General features: G+C 37.6%; 23 protein-coding genes. 10 read left to right on the forward strand and 13 right to left on the reverse strand.

Annotated elements, in window-relative coordinates; genetic code table 11:
* Window positions 1–209: 209 nt before the first annotated feature.
* From ACTWQM_RS16230 to ACTWQM_RS16260, 7 genes are read left to right on the forward strand one after another with little or no spacing between them, the layout of a single operon-like run.
* Window positions 210–1,052, forward strand: a complete 843-nt coding sequence (locus ACTWQM_RS16230) for a MurR/RpiR family transcriptional regulator (protein WP_443259220.1) — start codon at window positions 210–212, stop codon at window positions 1,050–1,052.
* A gap of 17 nt (window positions 1,053–1,069) precedes the next feature.
* The gene (locus tag ACTWQM_RS16235; RefSeq protein ID WP_443259221.1) at window positions 1,070–2,197 is read left to right on the forward strand and encodes a M20 peptidase aminoacylase family protein; all 1,128 of its coding nucleotides are present in this window, start codon (window positions 1,070–1,072) and stop codon (window positions 2,195–2,197) included.
* 1 nt (window position 2,198) lies between these two features.
* A complete protein-coding gene (locus ACTWQM_RS16240; RefSeq protein WP_443259222.1) occupies window positions 2,199–3,023 on the forward strand; it encodes a GNAT family N-acetyltransferase in 825 nt (274 codons plus the stop codon).
* Window positions 3,007–4,122 carry an o-succinylbenzoate synthase gene (menC, locus tag ACTWQM_RS16245; protein WP_443259223.1) on the forward strand — a complete coding sequence of 372 codons (1,116 nt, stop codon included), beginning with the start codon at window positions 3,007–3,009 and terminating at the stop codon, window positions 4,120–4,122. Before ACTWQM_RS16240 ends, menC begins: the two co-directional genes overlap by 17 nt.
* A 38-nt stretch (window positions 4,123–4,160) precedes the next feature.
* Window positions 4,161–5,321 (forward strand): YkvI family membrane protein, encoded by a 1,161-nt coding sequence (locus ACTWQM_RS16250; RefSeq protein WP_443259224.1) that lies wholly within the window; start codon window positions 4,161–4,163, stop codon window positions 5,319–5,321.
* A 46-nt stretch (window positions 5,322–5,367) separates the two neighbouring features.
* The gene (locus tag ACTWQM_RS16255) at window positions 5,368–5,535 is read left to right on the forward strand and encodes a hypothetical protein (protein WP_443259225.1); all 168 of its coding nucleotides are present in this window, start codon (window positions 5,368–5,370) and stop codon (window positions 5,533–5,535) included.
* Window positions 5,492–6,061, forward strand: a complete 570-nt coding sequence (locus ACTWQM_RS16260) for a hypothetical protein (protein ID WP_443259226.1) — start codon at window positions 5,492–5,494, stop codon at window positions 6,059–6,061. The genes ACTWQM_RS16255 and ACTWQM_RS16260 overlap by 44 nt, the downstream gene beginning before the upstream one ends.
* 52 nt (window positions 6,062–6,113) lie before the next feature.
* Here the strand turns inward: ACTWQM_RS16260 and ACTWQM_RS16265 are convergent, their stop codons facing one another.
* The 3 genes from ACTWQM_RS16265 to ACTWQM_RS16275 all read right to left on the reverse strand — a co-directional run bounded on the left by ACTWQM_RS16265 (window position 6,114) and on the right by ACTWQM_RS16275 (window position 8,267).
* On the reverse strand, window positions 6,114–7,046 hold the full coding sequence (locus ACTWQM_RS16265; protein WP_443259227.1) for a manganese-dependent inorganic pyrophosphatase: 933 nt from the start codon (window positions 7,044–7,046) through the stop codon (window positions 6,114–6,116).
* A 77-nt stretch (window positions 7,047–7,123) separates the two neighbouring features.
* Window positions 7,124–7,687 carry a hypothetical protein gene (locus ACTWQM_RS16270; RefSeq protein ID WP_443259228.1) on the reverse strand — a complete coding sequence of 188 codons (564 nt, stop codon included), beginning with the start codon at window positions 7,685–7,687 and terminating at the stop codon, window positions 7,124–7,126.
* 73 nt (window positions 7,688–7,760) lie between these two features.
* Complete coding sequence (locus ACTWQM_RS16275) at window positions 7,761–8,267, reverse strand: hypothetical protein (RefSeq protein ID WP_443259229.1); 507 nt, start codon at window positions 8,265–8,267, stop codon at window positions 7,761–7,763.
* Window positions 8,268–8,379: 112 nt separating this feature from the next.
* On the opposite strand from ACTWQM_RS16275, the gene ACTWQM_RS16280 reads away from it, so the two are divergent.
* A complete protein-coding gene (locus tag ACTWQM_RS16280) occupies window positions 8,380–9,498 on the forward strand; it encodes an NAD(P)/FAD-dependent oxidoreductase (protein WP_443259230.1) in 1,119 nt (372 codons plus the stop codon).
* A 62-nt stretch (window positions 9,499–9,560) separates the two neighbouring features.
* On the opposite strand, the gene ACTWQM_RS16285 is transcribed toward ACTWQM_RS16280, so the two are convergent.
* The gene (locus ACTWQM_RS16285; RefSeq protein WP_443259231.1) at window positions 9,561–9,977 is read right to left on the reverse strand and encodes a universal stress protein; all 417 of its coding nucleotides are present in this window, start codon (window positions 9,975–9,977) and stop codon (window positions 9,561–9,563) included.
* A gap of 39 nt (window positions 9,978–10,016) precedes the next feature.
* Window positions 10,017–11,477 (reverse strand): SulP family inorganic anion transporter, encoded by a 1,461-nt coding sequence (locus tag ACTWQM_RS16290; RefSeq protein ID WP_443259232.1) that lies wholly within the window; start codon window positions 11,475–11,477, stop codon window positions 10,017–10,019.
* A gap of 380 nt (window positions 11,478–11,857) precedes the next feature.
* Between ACTWQM_RS16290 and ACTWQM_RS16295 the strand changes: the two genes are divergently transcribed.
* Window positions 11,858–12,016 carry a hypothetical protein gene (locus ACTWQM_RS16295; RefSeq protein WP_443259233.1) on the forward strand — a complete coding sequence of 53 codons (159 nt, stop codon included), beginning with the start codon at window positions 11,858–11,860 and terminating at the stop codon, window positions 12,014–12,016.
* Window positions 12,017–12,445: 429 nt separating this feature from the next.
* Here ACTWQM_RS16295 and ACTWQM_RS16300 read toward each other — a convergent pair whose 3' ends face one another.
* The 6 genes from ACTWQM_RS16300 to ACTWQM_RS16325 all read right to left on the reverse strand — a co-directional run bounded on the left by ACTWQM_RS16300 (window position 12,446) and on the right by ACTWQM_RS16325 (window position 19,748).
* Window positions 12,446–13,096 carry a YczE/YyaS/YitT family protein gene (locus ACTWQM_RS16300; RefSeq protein ID WP_443259257.1) on the reverse strand — a complete coding sequence of 217 codons (651 nt, stop codon included), beginning with the start codon at window positions 13,094–13,096 and terminating at the stop codon, window positions 12,446–12,448.
* Window positions 13,097–13,825: 729 nt separating this feature from the next.
* Window positions 13,826–14,761: a cation diffusion facilitator family transporter gene (locus ACTWQM_RS16305; RefSeq protein ID WP_443259234.1), complete on the reverse strand. Its 936-nt coding sequence runs from the start codon at window positions 14,759–14,761 to the stop codon at window positions 13,826–13,828.
* Window positions 14,762–15,072: 311 nt separating this feature from the next.
* Window positions 15,073–16,761, reverse strand: a complete 1,689-nt coding sequence (locus tag ACTWQM_RS16310) for a diguanylate cyclase domain-containing protein (protein ID WP_443259235.1) — start codon at window positions 16,759–16,761, stop codon at window positions 15,073–15,075.
* Window positions 16,762–16,961: 200 nt separating this feature from the next.
* Window positions 16,962–17,405, reverse strand: coding sequence for a GtrA family protein (locus ACTWQM_RS16315; protein WP_443259236.1), 444 nt, complete (start codon window positions 17,403–17,405; stop codon window positions 16,962–16,964).
* A gap of 40 nt (window positions 17,406–17,445) precedes the next feature.
* Window positions 17,446–18,582 carry a glycosyltransferase family 4 protein gene (locus ACTWQM_RS16320; RefSeq protein ID WP_443259237.1) on the reverse strand — a complete coding sequence of 379 codons (1,137 nt, stop codon included), beginning with the start codon at window positions 18,580–18,582 and terminating at the stop codon, window positions 17,446–17,448.
* Between the two features lie 17 nt (window positions 18,583–18,599).
* Entirely contained in the window at window positions 18,600–19,748 is a 1,149-nt protein-coding gene (locus ACTWQM_RS16325) for an NAD-dependent epimerase/dehydratase family protein (protein WP_443259238.1), read from the reverse strand.
* Between the two features lie 315 nt (window positions 19,749–20,063).
* Here ACTWQM_RS16325 and ACTWQM_RS16330 point away from each other — a divergent pair, with 315 nt between their 5' ends.
* Entirely contained in the window at window positions 20,064–20,258 is a 195-nt protein-coding gene (locus ACTWQM_RS16330) for a hypothetical protein (RefSeq protein ID WP_443259239.1), read from the forward strand.
* Window positions 20,259–20,613: 355 nt separating this feature from the next.
* Here the strand turns inward: ACTWQM_RS16330 and ACTWQM_RS16335 are convergent, their stop codons facing one another.
* Both ACTWQM_RS16335 and ACTWQM_RS16340 read right to left on the reverse strand, forming a co-directional pair.
* Complete coding sequence (locus ACTWQM_RS16335; RefSeq protein WP_443259240.1) at window positions 20,614–21,807, reverse strand: DUF4317 domain-containing protein; 1,194 nt, start codon at window positions 21,805–21,807, stop codon at window positions 20,614–20,616.
* A 176-nt stretch (window positions 21,808–21,983) separates the two neighbouring features.
* Window positions 21,984–22,271 carry a hypothetical protein gene (locus ACTWQM_RS16340; RefSeq protein ID WP_443259241.1) on the reverse strand — a complete coding sequence of 96 codons (288 nt, stop codon included), beginning with the start codon at window positions 22,269–22,271 and terminating at the stop codon, window positions 21,984–21,986.
* Window positions 22,272–22,457 lie beyond the last annotated feature (186 nt).

The raw sequence follows: 22,457 nt of genomic DNA on the forward strand, positions 1-22,457 counted from the left end.
GTATGAAAACGGATGTTTAGCACTTTTATCAGTTATAACTTAAGTTCCTACGCAATCAGTTAATTTTTTAATAATTCCCAAGATTACATATTGAGAAAATTCTATAATTATGGTATGTTAACTATAATAATAAAGGAATTACTTCTTATTTATTAAAATTAAAAGCAAATCCTTCATTTTAATAGATGACAAACTTACGGAGAATTAACATGGAGAATCTGTACAAGAAAATCAAGGAACATCAATCGACTTTTTCAAAAAGCTTTAAAAAAATAGCATCCTATATTTACAGTGATCCATCTATTTTCGCAATGAACTCAGCTCAGGAAGCAGGCAAAAAAATAGGTGTCAGCGAAACAACGATCATTCGTTTTGCGCGTACACTTGGATATGATGGCTATAAATCTTTACAGCAGGTATACCAACAACGCATTTTTGAAAAAAGCAGTTTGTCTGATTTCAGAAACAGAAAGGTATCCAATCATTCGGAAGATAATACTGTTAAAAACCTAATGTTCAATGATATACGTACAATTCAGACAGTAATCGAGCAAATTTCGGAAACGGACTTAGACCAAACCGTTACAAAGCTGTTATCTGCTGAGAACATCTATATTTCAGGTATCCGATCATCCTACGCGTTAGCAAGCTGGTTTACCTATGCCCTAAATATTGTGGTCGGCAATGTACGGCAGCATACACCTGATGATGATATTTTGGTTCAGCTAAGTGAATTGCATGAAAATAGTGTATTTGTTGCTTTTTCATTCCATAGGTATGGGGTTAACACGATAAGACTTGCTGAATTGGCCAAAAAACAAGGTGCAACAATTATTGCTTTTACAGATAACCCTTATTCGCCCATTACCGAGTATTCAGATATAACATTGGCGGTTCAATTGGAGGAACTATCGACACTTGATTTGGTACCTGCCGTATTTTCCCTGATGAATAGTATTATTGCAGCGATAACATTACGTGCACCGGAGCTGTTTCAGCGGCGGGCAGCACTATTTGATGGAATAGAAGCAAGCAGTTTTTTTGCAAATTAGTTTAAAGGAGCATATCCATGAAGCAAACTATAGAAAAGATAACCCCACAGCTTCAAAAAATTTTCTCCCATTTACATGAACATCCGGAAATCAGCTGGAAAGAGCATGAAACTACATCTTACATCAAACAGCTTTTTAAAAATTATGACTGCAGGATTACCACAGTGGATGATTCAACCGGTCTTGTTATCGAAATTGGCCAAGGTTCACCCGTTGTTGCAATGCGAGCTGATATTGATGCTTTATGGCAAGAGGTAGACGGTAAATTTCAGGCAAATCATTCGTGTGGACACGATGCACATATGACAATTGCAATCGGCTCATTATTAACACTTCTTGAAGATGGCTACCCTGGAAAAGGAACATTCCGATTTATTTTTCAGCCTGCAGAAGAAAAAGGGACAGGCGCATTATCCTTAGTGGATAAAGGGATTGCTGATGATATTGACTATTTATATGGAATGCATTTACGACCAATAGAAGAATTAGAACATGATCAGTTTGCTCCAGCTATCCGCCATGGTGCAGCTTGTTTTATTGATGGAGTCATTCAAGGTGATGATGCCCACGGGGCCAGGCCTCATTTAAACACCAATGCTATTCATGTTGGTTCTGAGCTTGTCCAGCACCTGCAATATATCGATATAAACCCAATGATTCCCCATTCTGCTAAGCTGACAGCTTTTCAGGCTGGTGGAGAGAGTAAAAATATTATCCCTGGTAACGCAACATTCTCAGTCGATTTACGTGCTCAAACTAACGCGGTTATGGACGAATTGATGATAAATGTTAAGCGAATTACAGCCATGCTTGCCGACTATCATGACATTTCCATCGACTTGAAGATTGGCGCCAACATTGCTGCATCTGTTATTAATCAGGAAGCTACTTCGATTATGGAAGATGCTATCAAAGATTGCGTTGGTGCCGATAAATTGCAACCGATTATTACAACGACTGGAGGGGATGATTTTCATTTTTATACTATTAAAAAGCCTTACTTAAAAGCAACAATGCTTGCAATAGGATGTGATTTACAGCCAGGTCTCCACCATCCAAACATGACATTCAATCATGCGATAATTCCTGAAGCGGTTGATATTTTAACTAATGCTTTAATTAAAACTGCTGAAAGGAGCACCTAAGATGACCAATAATATTGAAATTCGCAAGCTGACAAGTATGACTGACTTGCGAAAAATGCAGGAAGTGGAGGAAGCAGTTTGGCAAATGACTCCGAATCCAGTGCATCAGACATATACCGCCTTAAATCATGGTGGCGTTATTCTCGGTGCATTTGATGGACAAGCGATGGTTGGCTTTTTATACAGCTTTGCAGGATTTGATGGCAGTCAATCCTATTTATGTTCCCATATGCTTGGAATATTGCCAGGTTATCGCAAGGGGGGGCTTGGTGAAAGAATGAAGCTGAAGCAGGCTGAAATTGCTCGAGAAATAGGCTATTCCATCATTACATGGACGTTTGATCCACTTGAAAGTTTAAATGCATATTTAAATTTGCATAAACTTGGAGCAACTGGAGCTTTTTACAAAAAAGATCACTATGGATCCATGGATGATGAGTTAAATGAAGGCTTACCTACAGATCGGATTCAAATCGAATGGGACCTTAATACGGCTAAACCAGCCCAAAAGATAACATTCGTTGAAAATAAACTAATGATTGATGTAACAACGAATGGGATACCGAAAGCTTATCTGGATAGATTTAACCCTATTGATGACGGCTGGTTTGTTGCCGTACCTAATAATTTCCAATCTCTTAAGAAAAAGGATATTAATCTAGCAAAGGAATGGCGGCATAAAACGAGAGAAGCATTTCAGCTATTATTTGATAATGGCTTTACAGCGGAGAATTTCATCCGTAATCATTGGAAAAGGCACAGTTACTATTACTTTACCAAAACTAACCCGTGCACTGGAGGAAACCAACATGACAATCCCTATTAAGCAATTTAAACTTCGGCGACTTAAAATGATGTTAAATACTCCCTTTACGACAAGCTTTGGAACGATACAGGAAAAAGAATTCTTTGTCACGGAAGCAATTGATGAAGAAGGAAATCGTGGTTTTGGTGAATCTGTTGCATTTTCAAGTCCATGGTATAACGAAGAAACAGTTCAAACAACCCAGCATATCATCAAAGACTTTTTAATAAAGCTAATAAAAGAAAACAAAATCAACCATCCTGATGATCTGTTGGAAATTTTTAAACCAATCAGAGGGAATAACATGGCAAAATCTGCGCTAGAAGGGGCAATTTGGGACCTTTATGCCAAACGTGAGAACATTTCACTTGCAGAGGCACTTGGCGGTACAAAGAAAGAAATTGATGTTGGCATCAGTATCGGAATTAAGCCCAGTGCAGATGAACTTTTGCAAACAGTTGGTCACTATGTGAAAGAAGGATATAAACGCATCAAAATTAAAATAAAACCTGGCTGGGATTATGAAATTCTACGTAGAGTTAAGTCAGAATTCCCAAATATACCCATTATGGCGGATGCTAATTCTGCCTATACACTAAAAGATATACATCATCTGAAAAAGTTAGACGAACTGGATTTGCTGATGATTGAACAGCCGTTGGGACACGATGATATTGTTGATCATTCCAAGTTGCAGGCCGCTATGAAGACCCCCATTTGCTTGGATGAAAGCATTCATTCACTTGCAGACACAGAAAAAGCAATTCAACTGCAAAGCTGCAAAATCATTAACATTAAAATCGGCAGAGTCGGTGGACTTTCGGAAGCGAAACGTATTCATGATGTATGTAAACAAAATGGAATTAACGTTTGGTGTGGCGGGATGCTCGAAGCTGGAATTGGCCGAGCACATAATATTGCGCTAACAACCCTGCCACAATTTGTTTTGCCAGGTGATACGGCCGCTTCAGCACTATATTGGAAAAAAGACATCATAAAGCCTGAGGTTACAGTAGAAAATGGTGTCATTTCAGTCCCAGATCGACCAGGTATCGGCTATGAAATCGATGAGCAAGCATTAGAGAGATTCACTGTTGAAGAAGAAGTATTCCATTTGTGATTTCCTGTTTGATAAATATATATTTGGAGGGGTTTTAGATGAAGAATTTGTTTGAAGGGAAATTTGGAAGGTACCTGCTGCCAGCAATCATTATTCAATCCGTATTAATTGGTGGTGGCTTCGCTACAGGGAGGGAGATTGTTCAATACGGCGCTAAATTCGGAGCGCTTGGATGGCTTGGTGGTATTGGTATTTTATTTGGTTTTATCGTAATGGCTGTCCTGATGTTCGAATTTGCACGTAAATACAAAGCATTTGAATACCGCAAATTATTAAAAGAACTTATCGGTCCATTTTGGTTCTTATTCGACATCGTCTACTTGTTGCTTGCAATTTTAATCATTGCCATTATGGCTTCAGCAACTGGTGAAATTCTGAACAGTACACTTGGATTAAATTACTGGGTCGGTGTCAGTCTGATAACAGTTATAGTTGGTATATTGAACTTCTACGGTAAAGGACTTATTGAACGCTTTAAAACATTCGGTACATTAGCATTAATGATTGGCTACCTGGTTTTTGCTGCTCTTGTTATTGGAACTACATGGGATGATGCCATGGCTGTATTGTCTTCAGGAGATACGAGTTACATGCCTGGAGAAGTATCAATATTTGCCGTTTTATGGACCGGCATATTGTATGTTGGCTATAACTTGGCTGTATTTCCGGCAGCGTTATTTACCATTGAACGCCAAAAATCACGAAAGGAATCTGTAATCTCCGGGATTATAGCCGGCGTTCTTATGACCTTCCCTTGGTTCTTAACGTACTTCAGTCTTATGGGATTCTATCCTTCAGAAGAGGTGTTCGGGGCTTCCGTGCCGTGGCTTGTAATGCTGCAGGATTTCCCTGCGATTGTGATCGTGATATTCGGTATTGTTGTCGGCTGGACACTAGTCGAAACATCTTCTGGAATGATCCATGCGTTTGTTGACCGTATGGAGGCACAAATGGAAGAACATGCTAACAAATCGCTTACTTCCACACAAAGAGGTGCGATCGCAGTTGGTACACTAATCTTAGCTATGATTCTCTCACAAGTAGGAATCATCGACTTAATTTCAACAGGTTACACAGCAATGGCATATGCGATGATTGCCGTATTCGCCATCCCACTATTAACAATAGGGGTATACAAGATATTTTTTAAAAAAGATGAAGAAATTGCAGTTGAAGAAGCTGATAGCAGCAATGGATAGAAATTAGGGTGAACCCCCGCATGAGTTTGGGCCATGCGGGGGTTTTGTGATTAAGTCGGAGTGGGCAGGTTGGGCAGGTATCAACTGGGAAGGCTTGGATATCAACCCGAATATGGTTTTATCAACTCGTTTGCTTGGATATCAACCGGAAATGTGGCTTTATCAACTCGTTGGCTTGGATATCAACCGGGATATGGTTTTATCAACTCGTTAGCTTGGATATCAACCCGAATATGGTTTTATCAACTCGTTTGCTTGGATATCAACCGGATTATGGCTTTATCAACTCGTTTGCTTGGATATCAACCGGGATATGGTTTTATCAACTTGTTAGCTTGGATATCAACCGGAATATGGTTTTATCAACTCGTTTGCTTGGATATCAACCCGAATATGGTTTTATCAACTCGTTTGCTTGGATATCAACCGGAATATGGTTTTATCAACTCGTTGGCGTGGATATCAACCGGAATATGGTTTTATCAACTCGTTTGCTTGGATATCAACCCGAATATGGTTTTATCAACTCGTTTGCTTGGATATCAACCCGAATATGGTTTTATCAACTCGTTGGCGTGGATATCAACCCGAATATGGTTTTATTAACTCGTTTGCTTGGATATCAACCCGAATATGGTTTTATCAACTCGTTGGCGTGGATATCAACCGGAATATGGCTTTATCAACTCGTTGGCGTGGATATCAACCGGAATAGGTTTTATCAACTCGCCAGGACATAGCCCGAAAAAAAAGACCTCCCAGTCGAAAAACTGGAGGGCCTCCTTCATCACGCTATTTTGTAAATTCTTCAGTCAAGTTGGTCACGATTTGTTTTTTACGTGACACTACGCCTTTAAGTAATGCGCGGTTATTGTCATCCAAGGATACATTAAATGCTTGATTAACATTATCTTTTCCTTCACCTAATGCAAGTACTTCTGAATCGTTGTTTAAGATATCTGTTACAACAAACAGGAATAGATCAAGGTTTTTATCCTTAATAATCTGGGCAATTTCTGTTTCCAGATCTGTTTGAAATTGATAAATTTTCGTTGTATCAACTGCATTCACTTGAGCAATTTCAACCTTTGCGTCACCCATGGAAAATTCCTTGGCATCCATCGTGATAAGATCAAGAACTGACTTGTCACTCAAATCAGCACCAGCTTGAAGCATTTCAAAACCGTATGTTTCCAGGTTTACGCCTGCGATTTCAGCTAATTCATAGGCTGCTTCAACATCTACTTTTGTACATGTTGGTGATTTTAATAATAATGAATCAGAGATGATTGCTGAAAGTAATAGTCCAGCGATATCTTTCGTTACAGCTACACCATTTTCTTTGTACATTTTATTCAAAATCGTTGCTGTACAACCAACTGGCTCAGCACGAAAATATAACGGCTCTTTCGTTTCAAAATTTGAAATACGGTGGTGATCTATAACTTCGGTAATGTGTACATCTTTAATGTTTTCCACGCTTTGCTGGAATTCATTATGATCAACTAAAATAACATCTTTTACATCTTCTTCAACTTTTTCAATAAACTGAGGTGCCTCAACTGAAAAATAATCAAGAGCAAACTGTGTTTCTTTGCTGACTGAACCAAGTCTTGCGGGTTCTGCATCAAATCCAAGCTTATTTTTCAAATCTGCATATGCTAATGCAGAGAAAATAGTATCAGTATCCGGATTTTTATGACCAAAAATTAATGTCTTGTCCATATTCATTTCTCCTTTAAAACTTTGTAATCTTTACTAACCCAACTATTAGATTACCATAATTAATTAGTTTATGGACACTAATTTGCAGTTTTCAATGTTTCGGTAACTTTCCAAATAGTATCATACCCGTTATAGTTGTTCAACGCAATATCCAAGTCATGAAACATACGATGCAGGTTTCTCACATGTTCTGTTTCCTGTTCATTAATTGCTTTTTTGGCCAATTCCTGTATTCGCTCTATGTCAGCCCTCAGAGCATCATCCTTTACATTTGGAAGTTTCTCCTCCAACTTGCCTAGTACTTTATTTGCCCGATCCTTTTGCTTTTCCCAATCAAGTGAAGCGATACTTCCATATCCTGTTGTTTTATTATAGAAATCATGCGTTTTAGCTACAAACTGACCAATATCCGCATGATCCTTTCCAACAGTTTCCTGAATTTCCTCCACCTTTTCCAGGGTTTCCTCAGATACAGGCTCTTCATTGCCCTCTGCATTTTTTTCGCCGGTGAAAATTGATTTGATATCTAAATCAAGTATATTAGAAAAGAATAAAAAAGAACCAACTACAGTAACTAAAATAACACTTAAAAAAGTCCAGCCGAACCAACCCATCTTTGAACTATGATTTCCTTTAGCCAAAAGAGACACTCCTCACTATCTTTATGTTAAGCTCAAGTTTAACAAAATCCCTATACATATTCTTGCATTCCATTTAATCCAAGTTATTATACCACTCTATAATGGTGTATTTTATTTCAGTATCGTGAACTTCCTCAACGCCAAATCTAGCAACATTAACTACTTTTACGTAATATCCAGCACTGCTTTTAAATTTCACGAGACAGTAGCCTTCTTTTGGTGATTGGATGATCTCGGAAATTTCTTCATCTCTGTATTTTTCTTCAATTTTTTGCTTATCTGATTCTTCTAAAGACCTAGATACAGGTGAATCTTCTTCTAGTGGATTTATTATTTGAAATGCTTCTTTTTGTAATGAAGGTGTTTTTTCATTAATTGCATGGAGTAATTTTATTATTTCGGAAAAACCAAGGAATAACATACCACTTATAAAACCGCCAATTGTCCACATGAAAACAATTGACCAATTCATAACACCATGATAATCAGCATTTCCCAAAATAAGGCCCACTATTAAACCAATTGACATTTGGGCAATTCCAATTATAAATAAAATTTTTGCTACAATGTTCTCGTTCATATGTATTCCGACTCCTCTCTTCCTATTAATTCTTTTTAGTAATAATCTTTTTCCTTTATTTTTTCAGCAATTATTCCTATAGTATATGAAGATGATATGAAAGGATTTTTCTATGAAGCAATTTATTATAATAGGCGCAGGAATACTAGGTGCATCTACAGCATACCAGCTTTCCAAGTCTGGCGCCAAGGTTGTGATTATTGATCGAAAGGATACAGGTCAGGCAACTGATGCTGCTGCAGGTATTGTAGCCCCGTGGCTTTCGAAACGCCGGAATAAGGCTTGGTATAAGCTTGCCAAAGGCGGTGCTCGTATTTATCATAACTTAATCCAGGAATTAGCTGAAGACGGTGAAAGGAATACAGGTTATGCACGCGTAGGCGCGATAAATCTCCATAATGACGAAGAAAAACTGATTGCTATGAAGGAACACGCTTATAAGCGACGTGAAGATGCCCCTGAAATTGGAGAAATTACACTTCTTAACTCAAAACAAACAAAAGAAATGTTCCCACTGGTGTCTGATGAATATAAAGCACTTCATGTCAGTGGAGCAGCACGGGTAGATGGACGTGCATTGCGAAATGCACTTTTACGAGGCGCTGAAAAGCATGGTGCAAAGATAATAAGTGGTGAGGCACATTTACTCCTTAAAGGAACACAAATTACAGGAGTTTCTGTTAACGGCGATAATTTAGAGGCTGATCAAGTAATAGCAGCAACTGGTGCATGGACTAGCCACCTGCTTCAACCTCTAGGTATGCACTTTGATATTAGACCCCAAAGAGCACAAATCGTCCATTTAAGGCTTCCTGGAATTTCACCAGCCAATTGGCCTGTTGTAAAACCTCCGTTTAACCAATATATGCTTACATTTGATGACCGGGTTATTGTTGGGTCGACCCATGAGAATAACGTTGGCTTTGATAACCGTGTGACTGCAGGTGGAATTCATCATATACTTTCCAACGCAATCAAAATAGCGCCAGAACTGGAAAATGCCAGTATACTGGAAACACGTGTAGGCTTTCGCCCAATGACACCAGAATCTGTGCCAGTGATTGGAAGTTTGCCTGGTTATAATGGTTTATTGCTAGCAAATGGCCTCGGTTCTTCAGGACTTACGATAGGTCCCTATGTCGGAAAACAGCTGGCAGATATGGCATTAGAAAAGGAACTGGAAATCGATTTAGCCAACTATGATATGACGCGGCTTGTGAAGGAATATTGACTTTTTTTAATCACTAATAAAGGCTGTCCCTAAAACTTCGGGACAGCCTTTTTTTACTATATCTATTTAACTATCAAAACGGGACAGTCTGCACGTTTAGCAACTTTGTGACTGACACTTCCTAGAATAAGGGTCTGTAAGTTATTAAGACCTCTGCTTCCAATAACAACACAGTCAAATTCGTTTTCATTTGCGTGCGATACGATTGCTGGACCTGCCTCACCATGTAAAATTTTTGTATCGAAATCTACACCTGAAACTTCCAGTAAGTCCTTTACTGCCTTAATCTTATCTTTACGCTTTTTTTCTACTTCAAATTTATTTGCATGGTGCAAAACATCTGTTTTTGATGTTTGCCCATCAACAGCATAAACAATTTCAATCTTACCATCGAATTTTTCGGCGAGTTCGATAGCATACTTTGCAGATCGTGCTGAGTGTTCTGAGCCATCAGTCGCCAACATTATCTTTTTAAACAAAAGCCTCACCTCTTCATTTCATCTTAACACCGTTAGACCTTAATGTCCTGATGCTTTCGAAAGTCCACCTATGCGATTCTTTAAATATTGACTATCCTCATTCAATCCACTGTAGTAAACTTCTATATCACTCTGTTCAAATTTCATTTCTATTTTATCAAGAGCACCGATAGCTGAATCATCCCACAGATGCGCATTTGTTAAGTCAATTTCTACTTCCTTAACGGTATCTGTAAAATCAAATTTCTTTGGAATGTCATTTACTGACGCAAAGAATAATTGGCCATAGACACGATAGATCTTCTTCTCGCCATTTTGTACAAGTTCGTTTGTTACTTTTGTTTTGGATATTTTCGCGGCAAAGAAAATGGCACTTAGCAGAACCCCAGCCAATACACCCTTAGACAAATCATGCGTAACTACAACAATGACAACCGTTGTTACCATAACGGCAGCATCTGATTTAGGAAGTTTGTGAAGATTCCGTATTGATGACCAGTCAAATGTCCCGATTGCCACCATAAACATAACGCCAACTAACGCTGCCATTGGTATTTGTACAACCACTCCACCTAGCACAATAATTAAAAACATTAGAAAAACACCTGCGACAAGTGAAGACAGACGTCCGTTACCACCTGACTTCACATTAATAACAGATTGTCCAATCATTGCACAACCAGCCATTCCGCCAAAAAAGCCGGTTATAACGTTAGCAATGCCTTGCCCGCGTGTTTCTTTATTTTTATTACTTTCTGTATCTGTCATATCATCCACGATATTAGCTGTTAGCAACGATTCCAATAACCCAACAATTGCTAATGCGGCTGAGTACGGGAGAATAATCATAAACGTTTCCCAAGTTAATGGAATAGATGGAATTAAAAACACTGGCAGTTGTTGTGTTAATGCACCCATGTCACCAACTGTACGCACACCGATATCACCTAATATTACAATTGCTGTAATTGCGATAATTGCCACTAATGTGGATGGGACCGCTTTTGTAAGTCGCGGCAAAAGATAAATAATTACAAGTGTTAACCCGACAAGGGCATACATGATCCAAGACTCATCTACAAAATGCTGCAGCTGAGCCGTAAAAATTAATATTGCCAGTGCATTAACAAATCCGACCATCACCGAACGTGGTACAAATTTCATAACACTGGATAGTTTAAATACGCCTATTAGGAGCTGAATAATACCTGTTAGAATCGTAGCTGCCAGTAAATATTCTAACCCATAATCAGCAACTAAGTTAACCATCAGAAGCGCCATTGCCCCTGTGGCTGCTGAAATCATTCCAGGCCGTCCTCCCACAAATGCAATCACGACAGCTATACAAAACGATGCATATAGACCAACCATTGGGTCTACTCCGGCAATAATAGAAAAGGCTATTGCTTCAGGAATTAATGCCATTGCAACGACCATTCCAGCTAGCACATCACCTTTGACATTACCAAACCAATCTTGCTTAATCTGTTCTATTTTCAATTTTTTACCTCTTTCTATAGTATAGTATTGCTAAGCTTTTCAACAAAGCTTAAACCGAATTCAACCAACGAATCATACCATAGAAATTACATTTAACAAAACGGCAAGTAAGCGTAAACAATAAAAACATACTCTAATTTCCTCTGATTTTCACTATATTTCTGGTGATTGTAATTTAACTGCATTTTTTACAACCAATATTTTTAGAAAACTTGGCTTATCGCCAAGCATTAATGGCGAAAGCCTTAGTTGCACTTATGCAGTAAGAAAGAATTTATACTTTCTTAACTGCGAAAAAAGCATGACATTTGTCTTACTCCTATTTACAGCAGGATGAGGTTTTGCTACGCTGTCATTAACTATAATTAGGGGGTACTGCTGTGAACAGTAAAAAGGTCGTCTTATTAATTTTTGCTTTAACGTTAATCATATTAATTTTTGGCTGGTTCTTATTGAAAGATGTCATGGTTAATTTTGATGTAGATCGTGATACATCACAAGCAAAATTTCATCTGGATATGCAATCACCAGCAATATAGATTAAGCCTTTAAAAGCTTGCCTTTCCTAATAGTGCGTGTTCAAAAAGGAGGATGAAATCGACCGAGTCGGCTAAGTTCGCAACCTCCTCGGAAATATAGGACAATTTTCTTCGTGCAATGTTTATTCAATATGATAAATGTCATGATACATGCAGACAATCCGAGGCCCGGCTCTCGAACATGTCACTAAGAACGAATATACGTCCACTACTGCTAGCATCATCAACATAATAAAGGTCTGGACTACTAGACATTCAATTAGCTAATAGACCTGTTGTCCCTGTAACTTTGGTATATAATTGCATGGAATTTTAATAGCTGCTGTTGCTATTAATCTATTTTCAGACGGGAATCAGGAGGAAAAATGAAATTTGTCTAGACCTTTTTTCAAAAATAACCACTCAAATAAACGGAGAAATTTAAAATACCTAGCCACTTGCTCGTGATGAAGTGAGATGCTTATCATGGTATTTTGTTTGTATTTGATTAATAAATTTATCAAAGCGCAGAAATGTAAACTGAAAAATAGGACTTTGTATAAATGTGAAAATAAACGTAAAGAAAAATACCGGTCCACCTAAAATTAGACCTAATACCAAAACAGAGCTCTCCGTAATAATGCGAACTCTTCCAATCGGGGCACCTAATTTATCTGAAATGGATAGCATGAATCCATCACGTGGTCCAGAACCGACCTTGGCCGCATTATACACACCGCCACCAAACCCCATGACTACAATTCCGATTACCATCATAATAGCATCTGTCCAAGAATGACCTGAGTCAGGCAGGAAATCAAGCCATAAAAACAGATCCACAAACATACCAACGAGAAACGCATTTAGAAATGTTCCTAATTTTATATAACTTTTATCCAAAATCCATGACACGACAATTAAGGTAAAGCCACACGCAATATTCCACGTACCAATCGTAAAACCAAATATTTCAAAAAGGCCTACATTTAATACATCCCACGGGTGAATACCTAAGTGCTGGACATTAATCGTTACAGAAATTCCAAAACTAAAAAAAATAATCCCCACGACAAAAAAGGACCAACGAATAGCAGTCAGTATAATCACCCTTCTTTCCTTGATGTTCTATACATTATCTTGCAGTATATTCAGTTAATATGCAAGGTTAGTATCTTTAGAAAACTGCAATGCCTCTAGGAAGCTTTCTCCTCATACACCTCTAATAGGAACCAGTTTAGTATTCACAGAATGAGACAGGGACATAACTAAAACTATCCACTTTAAAGACGAATAATAACAGGCTAGGATGGTTAGAATGTTCATTTTTGATTGTTGGATCTAATACGTAGTTGATATAAAATGCGAAGTAACATGGAAAAAAAGCTGATTGCTATGACACCGCTTCTTATCCATAGGGAACACTCAGCCTCTATTCAAGATACTCTTCCAGTTGAGACTTTCTGATCAATGCGTATTTATAGTCTATGAGTTCGTGGAGTTATACTAAGCTGCGGAAAAATGCGAGACTCCTATGGGTCATCGGCTAAAAACGGTCACGTCCTGTGACCAACGCCGATACTAGAACGTCCTGTTCGTCGAAGGAGCAGTTTGAAGACCCCGCGTACTGAGCACTTGTGCTCGTGAGGAGGTTGAAGCGTTCCCCATGGAAAGCGAGTATTTTTCCGCAGCGTTGGATTAGCACTCATCTTATAAAGAATGCAAGGAATTTACGATAAAGTTGTTTCGCATTTTATATCTGATTATCAACATTAGAAAACTAGACATTCGCTACTCCAATATGTTTGTGCCAGCCTTTTATTTCTACCTGCTTTATTTACCATCATCTTCTATAATTCCCAATACAACATCAGCCACTTCCGGCATACGTAATAGTTTATCACTTAAGCGAAATTTAATATCATCTGCTTCAGCTAGTGAAAATCCTTTTTTGAGTTCCACAGTCCCCTCGACATGATAGGTACGGCCTTCCTGGATAATTCTTATCTTATAGATATCAACAACATCACTATCTTCCAGTAATGAATCGGTTAGTTTTTTTTCTACTTCTGCAGGTGCTGAAACACCAATTAGACCAATCATATTGTCATACCCTACACGAAACGCAACAAACAGCATCAATACACCAATAATCATCGTAAAAATTCCATCAGCTGTAAGAAATCCAAACACCTGCGATAATATAACACCAATCAAAGCGAACACTGCACCCGAGGTTGCAACAAGGTCCTCATAGAAAACGAGACGCGTTGCCGGTGATGCTTTTCCGGCACTTTTAAATGAAGAGGTGACGATCCATCCGGATTGTTCTTCTCCAGATTCCTTAGTAATCTCCTTCATTGCTTTAGCCAAAATGGCACCATCTATTATAAGTGATGCTATGAGAACGCCTATGTTTAACCATAAATTACCTGAACCTTCAGGATGCTGAAACAGATGCCAGCCTTCTTTTAGTGTCTCGTAGGCCATCACCGACACAACAATGACCGCGACCATACAGAATATATTGATGACTCTTCCAAAACCAGTAGGAAACCGTTCAGATGGAGGTGTTTCCGCAAGTACACTGCCAAAAAATACAAACCCCTGGTTGACAGCATCAGCTAATGAGTGCATGGTCGTTGCAAACATAGCACCATTTCCACTAAAAAAAGCAGCAACACCTTTTATTATAGCTAAAAACGTATTACCGAGAGCTGCCAGACCAGAGGATGTATTTCCTTTTTTTACACGCTCCATAAATCCCATAATATTCGTTCCCCCTGCATATTTATCATTATCTATGTTGCTTAATATATAGTAATTCTATACATTATTTTCGTCGTTTAAAACTAAGACTGGATTCTAAAAGTGTTGTGCTATTTGTACAGACTTCAACTTTTCAAATAATGTAAAACGTCCACTCATTCGGCTTATGAGAAAAACGTTCGAGATATTTATCCGCATCGTTGGGTTGGATTAGCATTCATTCGTAAAAGATGGAATAGGTAGTGTCGTAGCATTCCAGACATCAGCTTCAACTACAGAAGCCTAACCCGTGTATTGGTTAGGCTTCCGTTCTACTTCACATTCGAAATATCCATAAACTCATATAATCTATAGTCATTTCTACCTGCCCTTTTTGCTTTATACAGCTCTTTATCCGCATACTTTAGCATTTCACTGGCAGTTTCAGGCGTATTCGATGATGATATAACAACACCAAGGCTTGTTGTTGTCCCAAAGTCATGATTTCCGACACACCAAGGCTCATTCATTACTTTAATAATGCGATCAGCTAATTCAATTACATCATCGGGAGAATTTATAGTAGGTAACAACAAGGTAAATTCATCACCGCCTAAGCGTGCAAGTAAATCCTCGTCACGGATCACCTTGCTAATCCTCGTTCCAAACTCCTGAATCACCTGATCACCAATGCTGTGACCCAGCTTGTCATTAATCGATTTAAATTGATCAAGATCCATCATGATCATGGCTAGGCGTTGATCCGTATTTTTTATTCTCTCTATATGCTGTTTTAATTGTTTGATAAAATAGCGACGATTCGGCAAACCTGTTAACGGATCATGATATGCCATATGCTGCAGCTGCTGTTCATAATCTTTTCGAAGTGTAATGTTTCTTGACACCACTACCATATGTGTGAACTGATCATCATCATATACCGGAGATCCAAGTAACTCCGACCAAATGTAATCCCCATCTCCATGCTTCTGCCTAAATTGTTCTTTCCAGGTCGTTTTGTTCCGTATAGATTCTATAAATGTTTCCTGCAGTCTCTCCGAATCATCTTCGTGTACATTATGCAAAAAAGGTTTATCAATATATTCACTTACTTCAAAGTCCAGAACTTCTTTGTAAGATGGTGAAACATAAACAATTTTACCCTGATTATCTATCATCGTTATTAAATCATTCGAGTTCTCTGTAATAATCCGAAAATGACCTTCACTTTCTTTATACTTTTTGCCTAATTGTATTTGTTCATTAATATCTTTAAAAATCCCATATATACCAACTATATCATCATTGATAATGATAGGAGTGAGCTTTATAATTACCTCTACCATTTCTTCTGATTTATTAAGTATAGTCAGTTGCTGTTCTTCTGGAATACCTTTTACGACTTCACGAAAACTTTTGTTAGCTAGACCTTTATCTTTTGAAGCAAATAGTTCAATAAATGGAGTGTTTCTCATTTCTTCAGCATTATAGCCAAAGACTGATTCTACTGCACTGTTTCCATTTTGGATATTGCCTGTAAGACTTAAGGAAAATATAGCGTCCAAATTGTAATCATACAGGGAACGATACTTTTGCTTATTACGATACAGGTCATTTTTTGACTTTTGAATTTCAAGCTCAGTCAGCCTTCTTCGGGTAACATCCTTCACCAACGCGACAATATGTGTGCATTTACCATCATTGCCACACATAGGAGTCAATGTCGTCTCAGAATATTTAATACCTGATGTTGACTCGTAAAAATCTTCGTATGTTAATCCGTCTGTAACCTCGATAGCTTCTCTATATTTAGCTACCAAAAAATCCGCTGTCTTTTGAGGATAAACGTCCTGAATGGATTGGCCAATTACCTTGTCTGTAAGGAATGTTTGATTAATCGCTGCCTTATTAAGAAATTCATAGCAAAAGTTATCATTATCGTCGACAGCAATGATAAAAACCATCTCTTTAATTCCGTTCATCAACACATTATTGAAAGATAATGACCTATTACAGCTCAAGTTAATCTCCTCCTTTCAGCAGAATTTTTCCTATGTAAAATAAAAATATTAAATAAATTATGTTAGTTTCATTATATACTCTATTTGAATTTTTTCTAGTCCTTTTATACTATATTTTAACATTTATTAACTATTTTCAGCTAAAACTCATTAAAATTCAGAATTCCTATGCAAAAAGACCGAGCCTTCAATGGAATGGCTCAGTCTTTTTTTGGTTTTTTAAACACAAAATATTTAATCATGAAAAAGCTTGCGACAAAGGAAAGGAGCATTGCCAGACCTTTGGCAATATTGTATCGCAGCCAATTGGGGACACCGAAGCTTTCCATTAGGGTGTTGGATACCATAAACACAAGATTATTAACACCCAAGCTCACTATACCTTGCACAATAAACAGTATTCGCTGCCGATTACTGCCTTTAGCTGAGTGTTGAAAAGTAAATCTTGCATTCCAAAAATAGCTATTTGCTACAGCCAATGTATAAGCGATAGTGTTGTACAGTAAAAGCAGGCCTTTTTCATCTGAATGAAATAATAGTAGCAATAAGTTTAACGTTCCAATATCAATACCTGCATTCGCAACCCCAATCGCGCTAAACTGCAGGAATTGAAGTGGTCCTTTTTTTCTTTTTTCCTGTGTCATGGTACTCCTCTACTTACTCTTTGAGAATTCAAAACTAATGTCAATTTGCTGTATTACTTTGCGCTTCTTCTACGCTTACTATTTCCTTATAATAATCAAGTACTTGCTTCGATTGAGCTTCCCAACCCATTTCAGAAATCTCTTTATGGGCAGCTTTTGCCAACCGCTTTCTTAACGTTTCATCTTCAAACTTAAGCAATGTTGCTGTGAAGTCACCTGGCTTTTCAGGATCATACAGTAATCCAGTATGATTATTCTCAATTTGTTCACAAGTTGGTCCGCTTTCAGCTGCTACAAGTGGCAATCCGGACGCCATTGCTTCTGTGATTACCAGACCAAGCGTTTCTGTAGTCGATGGAAATACGAAGACATCTGATGAGGCATAAGCGCTAGCAAGTTCCTCACCATGTAATAAACCAGTGAATACAGTATTCGTCCCTGCAAAATGCTTTTCAAGCTCGTGCCTATGCGGGCCATCCCCAACAATCGCAAGCACAAACTGATCAGACACACTCAATACTGATTTTATTTTCTCAATTTCTTTCTCTGCCGCAAGTCTGCCAACGTACAGTAACAACTTTTTCTCAGGATTACCATTTGAGAGCCTATCCCGCATTTCATCACTATACTTGTTCGGGTGCAATAGTTCTGTATCTACTCCACGCTTCCAAACATGCACATTTTGAAATCCGTGCTCTTCCAATTCAGCCTTTACTGTATTAGAAGTACAGAGATTTAACTCGGCTTTATTATGCAGTTTTCTAAAATACCACCATACAAAACCTTTAAAAAGAGAGAGTTTATAGTAATCCAGATATTGTGCTACGTTTGTATGATAAGATGCTATCATAGGGTATCCAAGCTTTTTCGAATAGTATACACCAGAAAAACCAAGAATAGCTGGATTTACTACATGAACAATGTCGGGGTCATATTCCTTCAGCAGTCCGCTAACTTTCCGATTTGGAAGGGCAAACTTCTTAGAGCGATAAAAGGGAAGGGTACGCGCCGGCACCCCATCTATTTTCGCTCCTTCAAATTCATAAACACCAAGGTCTGGTGCTATTACCCTGACATCATGTCCTTCTTTTAAGAAGTAGCGAATACATGCTTTTAATCTGGTAACAACCCCATCAGTTGATGGAAGAAAAGTTTCAGTTACGATAGCAATTTTCATAGGTGACACTTCCTTGTTTATTTCCAGGATACTTGTGGCAATACGTTTTCATTAATTATTCGATCTCTATGACTAAGAACTGTTTTAAGAATTCCACGAATTACATCATCAGTCAGTAGATTAGGCTCCAAACCGAGATCCCGTAGTTTTGTATTTTCTGCATGGAAGAAATGCTCTTCCAATTCAACTCTTGGGTTGTCTAGATGCGCAATTGTTGTCTCGAGGCCTTCTTCATGTGCAACTTTCTCTACTTTATTAGCTAGGTCCAATACAGAGAACTCCTCCGTAAATTGGTTATACACACGGAACTCTCCTCGATCAGCCGGATTATTCGCTGCAATCTCAATACAGCGTACCGTATCCTTAATGTTTAAAAAGCCTCGTGTTTGTCCGCCTTTTCCGTATACTGTAATATCATGGCCAATAGTTGACTGGATAATGAAACGATTCAGTGCAGTACCAAATACCCCGTCATAGTCCAGGCGGTTTGCCAATACCGGGTCCATTTGTGTTTCATCTGTATCTAATCCATAAACAACTCCCTGGTTTAAATCAGTTGCTCTTATTCCCCAAATTTTACATGCGAACGTAATATTATGGCTATCATGAACCTTCGACAAGTGATAAAAAGAGCCTGGTTGTTTTGGAAAAGGAAGAACATCTTTTCTGCCTTTGTGTTCTATCTCAATATACCCTTCTTCTATTTCAATATTAGGCGTACCATATTCGCCCATTGTGCCCAATTTAATTAAATGGCAATCAGGAACAATTTCCTTAATTCCATACAATACGTTTAACGTTCCTGTTACATTATTGTTTTGCGTAAACACAGCATGTTCCCTGTCGATCATGGAATATGGTGCAGATCGCTGTTCAGCAAAATGAGCGAACGCATCAGGCTGCTCCTTTTTCAGGACTTCACGCAGAAAATCATAATGGGTTAAGTCCCCATCATAAACCCGAATTTCTTTGCCGGTAAGTTCTTTCCATTTTGCTACGCGTTCTTCAAGTGTTGCAATAGGAGTAATGGAGTTCGAGTGCAATTCATTATCCCATTTTCTTCTGATCATATTATCAATAATGGCTACATCATGTCCCTTTTTCGATAAATACAAGGCGGTCGGCCAGCCACAAAAGCCATCTCCTCCAGCTACTATAATTTTCATAAGATTTTCTCCTCTATTTAAGTATTCGTATGTGTATGCTCCCCATTCTAAAACTGCTTGCAGCATACCTATCCTTTTAAAAATTATCATGTTATGACTGTTTTTACAAATGATGTGATAAATCATTTTGAATTATTACTCCATTATAGTATTCCTTCTTTGTGAAGGGGTATGTAAAAACTTATATTTCTCAGGCCTATATACACACGATTGTTGTTAAAACAACAGTATGAGATTTTTTTCTTTAGTATAGAACTGATACCAGTATTACCACATTTATTTTGAAAAAATTACACATGCTACAAAAGGAAGACTATGTATTGTCATATAAAGGAATTAAGGAAGCACATCCAGAAGCATATAAGATATTATCCAATTGGAGCATTCTCCATCCCTGAAATAGAATCGATGATACGTAAAAATGAAGAAAACGGTACATCCTTTGAAAAATTAGCTACCGTATGGTTTGAAAAAAACCGTGATAAAGTCGATCAAATGATTGGAAAATAACAATACTGTAAGCAGGTCAACTTCATGTTGACCTGCTTATTTTAATTGAAATTAAGCATTGTTAAACGAACGAAGTAGAACAGGACAATGATTGTCGATCGGGATGAGGCCAACCCGTAGAAGCGGGTCCTCGTTCCGCTAAATAGCAGAGAAGGTGCTCTCGGAAGGGTGAGACGGATCCTCATTCCGTTAAAGAACGCTTACGTTTCAAGACAAGCCCAGCATTCCCACCGTTATCAACTTGTAATTCATATCCTTCCGACAGCTTCCCATTATTAGCCTGTGCAATCCGTGTTCCATTTTAATTGTATAAGAAAGGACAAGAATTCATACCCTGTCCCGCAAATTCAATGTATCACTCTGTATTCTCTTTTCCTTTTTCAAATAAAGCTTCTGGAATCATTTCAAATCCTTCAATCACCGTATTTTCTTCCACTTCCATCATTAAGTAGCGCTTCCCGCTGAAATGGACTTGACGTACATATCTTAAGTCTTGTGGGCTAATGGAGATATTAGCTAATTTCGTCTCTATTTTAATAGATTTTGAATTATATTTCGGTACGATGTTATTCGCTTTAAACTCATATGATTCATCATCAGTCACAGTTTTAAAAGCAGTTTCTACCTTTTCCGAATTAACATCTTCTATCCCACTGCTTTTCAAAACTTTTTCTACATCTTTGTAATCTAATTTCGGTATCTCTTCCTCTTCATTCTCTTCCACAACACGATGAATCTCATCGTAAACATTTGAAAGTGTGGAGGTATTAATTTTTTGATCACCAGCTACATTTTTTACAATTTCCTCAAAAACAATTTTATCTTGTGCGGCAGTCATTTTTTCTTCCGCATTTAAAACTTCCTCGATGAAATGATAATTAAGTTCATTCTTCTTCCCCGCCGAATACAGGACGTGGTTAACATCCGCAGCGTTATCGGTGATTGAAGGGAATAGAAACCCTGATATCGGAGCTTTCAGATTAATAATTGGATCTACGACTATATTATACTTAAATTCCTTTTCAATATAGTCAAACAGTAATTCCTTTTTTGGATCCTGCGTTTTATTCATACTGCATAAAATAAAAGGATGGGAATAAACCGTATTACGTTCACTTTCTTCTGACTCATCACTTGTGTTCTTCATCGGCTTCATATATTCTCCCCGAATAAAGGTTACGACAATATCCATTTCGTATTGCTTATCCTTCAGCATTTTTTCTACGAGGTGAAGCATATGACCCTTCCATTCTTCTGTATCATTGCTTAATAAACCCTGGTGAAGAATTAGCTGACTGTTATTTTCAACATCGCGCTGGAACTTTAATTCGAATAATTTTTCATCTAACTGGCCTGATAGTACTTTTTTAAAATTATCCATAAACAATTCTTTCTGTTCCTCTTCCAATAGTTCAAATGATAAACTCTGATGATGATATATTTCGCTCGATTCCTTCATTATATACACATTAAAGATTTCACTAATTTTTAATAAATCATTATTTAGTTTGAATTGTTTACGAATACCTGCTATGTCTTTTTTGTTCAATTTATTCCTCTCCTATGTTCGTTATCAGCATATGTAGTATTCTACAGACATTCTTTCATTTTATCATAGATATCACTTATTTCAGCCTACTCATTTCCCTTGTAACTAATAGTATTTGTATAGCTATAGACAATCTACTTCCTTAAACCATAATAATGACTACCTTTTTCCTTGCATCACCAAAAATTACTCGCAACTATTGAATATACAACAGTCTCTTTTTTCTGTTTAGTCATTTTCCACTGATTAATTTTCTTGCTTATTAAAATCAATCTGTTTTCACCACTATTAGGGTTCTTATCTAAGATATAACCACGTCTTTCTTGTATATATCCGAAAGTATATCTTGGATAATAACTATCTTCAGCAAAATACGTAGTAAGAAACTTTTCTGAAAAAGTATCAATACCTTTAAATTCATAGCCACCTATATTAAGCTTATAGCTCTCCTTAAATTCTTCCAATACTATTTTATTAAATGCATTTATAACTAATTGATTTCTTTGACTTCTCTGCTTTTCGTACTTGGCATTTTTTCATCAATGGATAGAACTTTCTCCATAGGTTTCTCATGCTTCACTGTCTCTTCAGTTGAAAAATTCACAACTAGAATCAACAATAAGAGAGCTAAAATTGCATATATTAAGGAA

The organism is Virgibacillus sp. L01 (assembly GCF_052246775.1).
GTDB lineage: Bacteria > Bacillota > Bacilli > Bacillales > Amphibacillaceae > Lentibacillus.

Coding starts and splice junctions, on each gene's coding strand:
- ACTWQM_RS16230 (WP_443259220.1), top strand. CDS start 210: ATGGAGAATCTGTACAAGAAAATCAAGGAACATCAATCGACTTTTTCA.
- ACTWQM_RS16235 (WP_443259221.1), top strand. CDS start 1,070: ATGAAGCAAACTATAGAAAAGATAACCCCACAGCTTCAAAAAATTTTC.
- ACTWQM_RS16240 (WP_443259222.1), top strand. CDS start 2,199: ATGACCAATAATATTGAAATTCGCAAGCTGACAAGTATGACTGACTTG.
- menC (WP_443259223.1), top strand. CDS start 3,007: ATGACAATCCCTATTAAGCAATTTAAACTTCGGCGACTTAAAATGATG.
- ACTWQM_RS16250 (WP_443259224.1), top strand. CDS start 4,161: ATGAAGAATTTGTTTGAAGGGAAATTTGGAAGGTACCTGCTGCCAGCA.
- ACTWQM_RS16265 (WP_443259227.1), bottom strand. CDS start 7,046: ATGGACAAGACATTAATTTTTGGTCATAAAAATCCGGATACTGATACT.
- ACTWQM_RS16275 (WP_443259229.1), bottom strand. CDS start 8,267: ATGAACGAGAACATTGTAGCAAAAATTTTATTTATAATTGGAATTGCC.
- ACTWQM_RS16280 (WP_443259230.1), top strand. CDS start 8,380: ATGAAGCAATTTATTATAATAGGCGCAGGAATACTAGGTGCATCTACA.
- ACTWQM_RS16305 (WP_443259234.1), bottom strand. CDS start 14,761: ATGGGATTTATGGAGCGTGTAAAAAAAGGAAATACATCCTCTGGTCTG.
- ACTWQM_RS16315 (WP_443259236.1), bottom strand. CDS start 17,405: ATGACACAGGAAAAAAGAAAAAAAGGACCACTTCAATTCCTGCAGTTT.
- ACTWQM_RS16320 (WP_443259237.1), bottom strand. CDS start 18,582: ATGAAAATTGCTATCGTAACTGAAACTTTTCTTCCATCAACTGATGGG.
- ACTWQM_RS16325 (WP_443259238.1), bottom strand. CDS start 19,748: ATGAAAATTATAGTAGCTGGAGGAGATGGCTTTTGTGGCTGGCCGACC.
- ACTWQM_RS16330 (WP_443259239.1), top strand. CDS start 20,064: ATGTATTGTCATATAAAGGAATTAAGGAAGCACATCCAGAAGCATATA.